Genomic DNA, 6,159 nt, shown 5'->3' with positions numbered 1-6,159 from the left:
GGTATGGGGCGCGGATAAAACAAAGGGGGAGGGGCTTCACCGTTTCTTTCCCTTTCCCGCCCGGGGTCCACCGCGTGGTGCGGTCACGGCCATTTCCCACCGGGCGGGTTTTTCGCACAGCCAAGCCGGGCCACGCGCCCGGAGACAGAGGGAGCGGGCATGGATTCGCTGGAAAAGCAGGCCCTGCAGGTGGCCAAGGAAATCGTGGTCAAGTTCATTGAGGTGGGCCGCATCTCTCCGGCGAACTTTGCCGAGCATTTTTCGGAAATCTATTGCGAGATTCTGACCACCGTGTCGGGCGGCGGCGTATGCGACCCCGATGCGGCGGAGACGAAGAAGAAAGGCGTCTAGTCCATGCAGCGTCCCACTTCCCAGGAACAGAGCCAGCGCGACCAGCTGCACGGCAGGCAGGTGGCGGCCATGTTCGGCCGCATCGCCCGCTGGTACGATTTTCTTAACCACACCCTGAGCCTCGGCCTGGACATCTACTGGCGCTGGCGGCTGGCCCGCGTGGCCGTGCCCCGGCCCGGCGGCGTGGTGCTCGACCTGGCCGCGGGCACCATGGACGTGGCCTTGGCCCTCGTCCGGCAGTATCCGGGCATCCGCGTGGCCGCGGTGGACTACACCCTGCCCATGCTGGCGCAGGGCAAGGGCAAGCTCACCGGCGGCCTGGAGGGGCGCATCCTTCCCGCGCAGGGCGATGGGCGCAACCTGCCCCTGCCCGGCGAATCCATGGACGCGGCGACCATCGCCTTTGGCATCCGCAACATCCGCCCGCGCATGGCCGCGCACAAGGAAGTGCTGCGCTGCCTCAAGCCCGGCGGCCGCTTCTGCATCCTGGAGTTCGGCACCGGCCGACGCAAGGTGTGGGGCGGGCTGTACAATTTCTATCTGGACAAAGTGCTGCCCACGGTTGGGCGCATCTTCTCCGGCGACCGCGCGGCCTACCGCTACCTGGCCGAGACCATCCGCGAATTCCCGGACGAGCGCCAGCTGGCGCGGGAGCTTATGGACGCCGGGTATGCGCGCGTGTTTCACGTTGCCATGCTTTCGGGCATCGTGTACCTGCATGTGGCGGAAAAGGCGGGCGAACTGCTGGACGAAACGCCGGACGAAACGACGGACGAAACGCCGTCTGGACAGGCTTCCGCAATACCGGGCGCGCGCGGGGAAACCGCCGCCGCCAGGGCCGAGCGCGAGGCCGTGTTGCGCTGCTTCACCAGGGAAGACCCCGGCAAGCCCCCGCGTGAAGACGGAGAGCCGGGCGAATAGGGAGAGCCGAGCGAGCCGGGCCCGGCGGGCGTTGATCTAGAAGGATCGGCCCAGGGCCACCAGCAAAACGCCCAGGATGATGGACGTGAGGCCCAGGACGCGCAGGGCGCGGGGCGGGCGGCTGGCCAGGGTCAAGAGCACCGAGGGCATGCGCTCGGCCAGGATGAAATAGGGCAGGCCCTCCATAAGGAAGGCCAGGCCAAGGGCCATGAAGAATAGCGACCAGTCGAGGTTCATGGGCCCCTTGTATCCGCGCGGGGGCGGGTTGTCCACCGCGCGCCGGGCCAGGGACCGAGGGCCGAACCGAGGAAGGAACCGACATGGGTTTGAAGACCAGTCTTGAGGATCTGCGCGCCGGGCGCGCCAGCGTCGCCGTCGTGGGCCTGGGCTACGTGGGCCTGCCTTTGGCCGTGGCCCTTTCGCGCCACTTCCCGGTCATCGGGTTCGATATTTCCCAGAAGCGCGTGGACGAGCTGGCCCAAGGGGCCGACCGCACCGGCGAAGTGCTGCCCGGCGACCTGAAAAGCGCCACGGTGGCCTACACCTGCGATCCCGCGCGGCTGAAGGACGCCAGCATCATCATCGTGGCCGTGCCCACGCCCATCGACGAGCACCGCGCCCCGGACCTCAGGCCCGTCATCGGGGCCACGCGCACCGTCGGGGCCAACCTCGCCCCCGGTGCGGTGGTGGTGTACGAGTCCACCGTCTACCCCGGTCTGACCGAGGAAGTCTGCGTGCCCCTGCTCGAGGAGACCTCGGGCCTCAAATGCGGCGAGGGCTTCTTCGTGGGCTACTCGCCGGAGCGCATCAACCCCGGCGACCGCGCGCACACGCTGGAAACCATCACCAAGGTGGTGGCCGGGCAGGACGGCCCCACGGCGGACCTGCTCTGCGGGCTGTACGGCGCGGTGGTCAAGGCCGGCACCTTCCGGGCCTCCACCATCAAGGTGGCCGAAGCGGCCAAGGTCATCGAGAACACCCAGCGCGACCTGAACATCGCCCTGATGAACGAATTGGCCGTGATCTTCGACCGCATGGGCATCGACACCCTGGAAGTGCTGGAGGCCGCGGGCACCAAATGGAACTTTCTGCCCTTCCGGCCGGGTCTGGTGGGCGGCCACTGCATCGGCGTGGACCCGTACTACCTGACCTTCAAGGCCCAGGCCCTGGGCTTCTCGCCCCGGGTCATCCTGGCCGGCCGCGCCATCAACGACGGCATGGGCAAGTTCATCGCCGAAACCTGCGTGAAGAAGCTCATCGCCGCCGACGTCAAGGTCAAGGGCGCGCGCGTGGGCGTGCTGGGCTTCACCTTCAAGGAGAACGTGCCCGACCTGCGCAACACCAAGGTCATCGACGTGGTGCGCGAGCTTGAGGAGTACGGCATCGAGGTGCTGACCGCCGACCCCATGGCCGACCCGGACGAGGCGCGCCACGAGTACGGCATCGAGCTTTCTCCGCTGGAGAGCCTGCGCGGCCTGGACGCCCTGGTGCTGGCGGTGGCCCACAAGGAATACGCGGCCTACGGCTTCGACGAACTGCGCGGCTGGTTCCGCGCCGGGGCCGCGCCGCTGGTGCTGGACGTGAAGGGGCATTTCGACCCGGCCAAGGCGGCCGCGAGCGGCTTCGACCTCTGGCGGCTATAGGAAGCGCCGGATGCTGCTGGTCGCCGCCGCCACGGGCCTGGAGCTCTCCGCCGCCCTTGGGATCAGGGTGCAGGCGCGGCAGGGCGAGCTTTTCGCGGCCTCGGCGTACGGGCGGCACATGCTGGCCCTGGTGACGGGCGTGGGCGTGGTCAACGCGGCCCTGGCCCTGGGCCGGGCGCTGGAGCAGGCCCGCGCCGAAGGGACAAGGGCAGACGGGACAGGGGCCGATGGGGTGGTCTGCCTGGGCGTGGCGGGCAGCTTCGACCTGGAGGCGCACCCGCTGTGCTGTGCGCGGCTGGTGGAGCGCGAGACCTGGCCGGAGTACGGCCTGCTGTTTTCCGGCCAGTGCGCGGCCGATGCGCGGGCCCTGGGATTTTCGTTGAACGGCGCCAAGGCGGCCGCGCCGGGCGCGATCTTTGAGCGTCTGGAGTGGGACGGCCCGGGCGTGGCCCGGCGCATGGGCCTCGCGCCCGCCGGACTTTTCTGCGCGCACAGCCTCACCGTGAGCGGCGTGAGCGCCGACCCGGAGCGGGCCAAGGCGCTGCACGAGCGCTTCGACGCCGGGCTGGAGAACATGGAAGGCTTCGCCATGGCCTACGCCGCGGAGCGTGTCGGCCTGCCCTTCGCGGAGCTGCGCACGGTGTCCAACCCAGTTGGCGCCCGCCCGCCCGCAGGCTGGGACCTGCCCGGAGCCCTGGCCGCCCTGGGCGTTGCGGCGCAAAATTTTCTGGCCCCCACGGCGGGGCCTGTTCAGAACCCCCAACAGCGGACGTGAACGGCATGAACGAAATGCGCGCCTATTTCGCCCGGGAGATTCCCGGCATCAACGCCTTCCTCGCGGCGGAGGCGGACACGCTTGACGGACTGGTGCGCGAGGTCGCGCGCCATGTGCTGCTCTCCGGCGGCAAGCGCATCCGGCCCATGCTGACCATCCTCTTTGCCCGCGCCATGGGCCACAAGGCCGACGACATGCTGCCCATCTCCTGCGCGCTTGAGATGCTGCACACGGCCACGCTTCTGCACGACGACGTGCTGGACCAGGCCGAGACGCGCCGGGGCAAGACCAGCGCCCACGTGGCCTTCGGCATAACCGAGACCATCCTGGCGGGCGACGTGCTGCTGGCGCTGGCCAACAAGCTGGGCGCGGACTACGACATCCCCCGGCTGAACGCGCTCCTGGCGCGGGGCATCATGGCCACGGCCGAGGGCGAGATCCTGGAGCTGGCGCACACGGCCCGGCCCACGGTGGACCGCAAGGCCTACATGGACATCATCATCGGCAAGACCGCCCGGCTGATCGAGACCGCCTGCCGTTGCGGGGCGGGTCTGGCCAGCCGCGACCGCGCCCTGGAGGACCTGGCAGGAGACTTCGGCCTGAACCTGGGCATCGCCTTCCAGCTGGTGGACGACGCCCTGGACTACACCATCTCCGAGAGCGAGATGGGCAAGCCCGCCGGGGGCGATCTGCGCGAGGGCAAGATGACCCTGCCGCTCATCCTGCACCTGGAAAGCCTGCCCGAGGCCGAGGCCCGGGAGCTTTTGGCCAGCCTGCGGGAAAAGCGGTTGACCGAGGTTGAGGCCTCGCGCATAGTGGCGGAAGTACGGGAAAAAGGTCTGGCGGAGAAGACCCGCGAGGCGGCGCGCGGCTATGTCGATGCGGCGCTTGCGGCCCTTGCCGCGCTGCCGGAAACGCCCGAGCGCGTGGTCCTGGCCCAGGCCGCGGAGTACGTCCTCACCAGACGCAAGTGACCGGGGGGCCGATGGCCGGGAATCTGCTGCTCAACTCGCCGCATCTGCTCCAGAAGATCTCCCTGTCGCCGGTGATGCTCCGGCTGATGCAGGAGGCGATCAAGCCGGAGCCGGACTTCGCCGTCATGAGCGAAACCATCCGGCTCGACCCGGCCCTGGCCACAACCGTCCTGAATCTCGTCAATTCCGCCTTCTACGGCCTGCCCCAGAAGGTGACGGACCTGCACCGCGCCGCGCTGGTGCTGGGCAGCCGCGAGATCCTCAAGGTGGCCGTCTCCATGACCCTGCACAAGGACCTGGAGCACGGCTTCCCGGACTGCCACTACGATTTCTATCCCGACTGGCGGCTCATTGTCTGGTCGTCCATCGCCGCGGAGCTGCTGGCCCAGAAACTGTGCCCGCAACTGGCCGACCAGGCCTACCTGTGCTGCCTGCTCAAGGACGTGTCGCTGTTGTTTTTGCGCTGCGCGGCCAAGGAATTCTTGTCCGAGCCGGACCAGCGCGACCGCATGACCGTGCTGGCCAAGGGCCAGCTTGCGCGCGAGGCGGAGGCCTGGGGCATGCACCACGGCGCGCTCTCGCAGATGCTGCTGGTGCGCTGGGGCATTCCGGCCGAGATGTGCGACAGCGTGCGCAGCCACCACGCCATGGATTCCCTGGCCGACCAGAATCCGCTCAGCCAGGCTGTCATCCTGGCCACACAGTGGTCGGAAATGGAGCTGGGCCATTCGAGCGGGCCTTTCGGCGTGGTGCAGTTCGAGGGCCTGTTGCGCACCGTGCTGGGCCTTTCCGAGCGCGAGGTGGACAGCCTGCGCGCGGAGTGCCTGGGCAAGTTCCGCTCCATGCTCACGTCCCTCGGCATCACCGAGGGCGAGGAGAACCGCCCCTATTACCGCCACTCGGTCAAGGCCATGCAGGGCTACTGCTTCCTCAGCATGGACCTTCTGACCGCCGAGGGCGGGCTTTCTTCCGTGGCGCGGGTGCTGGGCAAGCACATCAAGCTCAACTGGGACGTGAAGAGCTGGGACGTGGCCCTCAAGTCGCCTCATGGCGAGGGCTTCCGCCTGTTCCACTTGACCCCCCAGGGCGTGCTGGAGCGCGCAGAGGGGCTGCACCAGCCCCAGAACCTGCCCTGGCGCCTGCGCACACAGGGGCTGGAGATCAGTTCCTCCGGCGTGCGCCTGGGCGAACTGCGCCTGGGCGAGGCCAACCTGCCCAAGGAGGAACTGGATAACCTGGCGCTCTACCTGCGTTTCTTCGGCCAGGGCTTTGAGCACTACAGCGCCCGCCAGGCCGTGCTGGAGGAGAAGGCCCTGGCCTTTGACAAGATCCCCATCGGCGTGGCCCGGCTGGATGGCGCGGGCAGGGTGCTTGAGGGCAACCGCAAGCTGGACGAGTACCTGAGCCTGGACACCCCGGCCAAGGGACGGCTCTTGGGCGAGTTGCTCACTCTGCGCCTGCCTGGTGAGACCAGCGCAGAATTTGAGAACTTTGT

General features: G+C 68.4%; 7 protein-coding genes. 6 read left to right on the top strand and 1 reads right to left on the bottom strand.

What is annotated here, in order from left to right; translation table 11 throughout:
* Nucleotides 1–159: 159 nt before the first annotated feature.
* On the top strand, nucleotides 160–351 hold the full coding sequence (locus tag VN419_RS07670; protein ID WP_325646143.1) for a hypothetical protein: 192 nt from the start codon (nucleotides 160–162) through the stop codon (nucleotides 349–351).
* 3 nt (nucleotides 352–354) lie between these two features.
* Nucleotides 355–1,272 (top strand): ubiquinone/menaquinone biosynthesis methyltransferase, encoded by a 918-nt coding sequence (locus tag VN419_RS07665; RefSeq protein WP_325646141.1) that lies wholly within the window; start codon nucleotides 355–357, stop codon nucleotides 1,270–1,272.
* A 36-nt stretch (nucleotides 1,273–1,308) separates the two neighbouring features.
* On the opposite strand, the gene VN419_RS07660 is transcribed toward VN419_RS07665, so the two are convergent.
* On the bottom strand, nucleotides 1,309–1,509 hold the full coding sequence (locus tag VN419_RS07660) for a DUF2065 domain-containing protein (RefSeq protein WP_325646139.1): 201 nt from the start codon (nucleotides 1,507–1,509) through the stop codon (nucleotides 1,309–1,311).
* 83 nt (nucleotides 1,510–1,592) lie between these two features.
* On the opposite strand from VN419_RS07660, the gene VN419_RS07655 reads away from it, so the two are divergent.
* The 4 genes from VN419_RS07655 to VN419_RS07640 form a co-directional block, all read left to right on the top strand.
* Entirely contained in the window at nucleotides 1,593–2,915 is a 1,323-nt protein-coding gene (locus VN419_RS07655; protein WP_325646137.1) for a nucleotide sugar dehydrogenase, read from the top strand.
* 10 nt (nucleotides 2,916–2,925) lie between these two features.
* On the top strand, nucleotides 2,926–3,690 hold the full coding sequence (gene mqnB, locus VN419_RS07650; protein WP_325646135.1) for a futalosine hydrolase: 765 nt from the start codon (nucleotides 2,926–2,928) through the stop codon (nucleotides 3,688–3,690).
* 5 nt (nucleotides 3,691–3,695) lie between these two features.
* On the top strand, nucleotides 3,696–4,664 hold the full coding sequence (locus VN419_RS07645; protein ID WP_325646133.1) for a polyprenyl synthetase family protein: 969 nt from the start codon (nucleotides 3,696–3,698) through the stop codon (nucleotides 4,662–4,664).
* Between the two features lie 11 nt (nucleotides 4,665–4,675).
* On the top strand, nucleotides 4,676–6,159 hold a 1,484-nt coding region (locus VN419_RS07640), incomplete at its 3' end, for an HDOD domain-containing protein (RefSeq protein WP_325646131.1).

The organism is Humidesulfovibrio sp., from assembly GCF_035560995.1.
GTDB lineage: Bacteria > Desulfobacterota > Desulfovibrionia > Desulfovibrionales > Desulfovibrionaceae > Humidesulfovibrio.
This window is presented reverse-complemented; position numbering and strand designations above follow the sequence as displayed.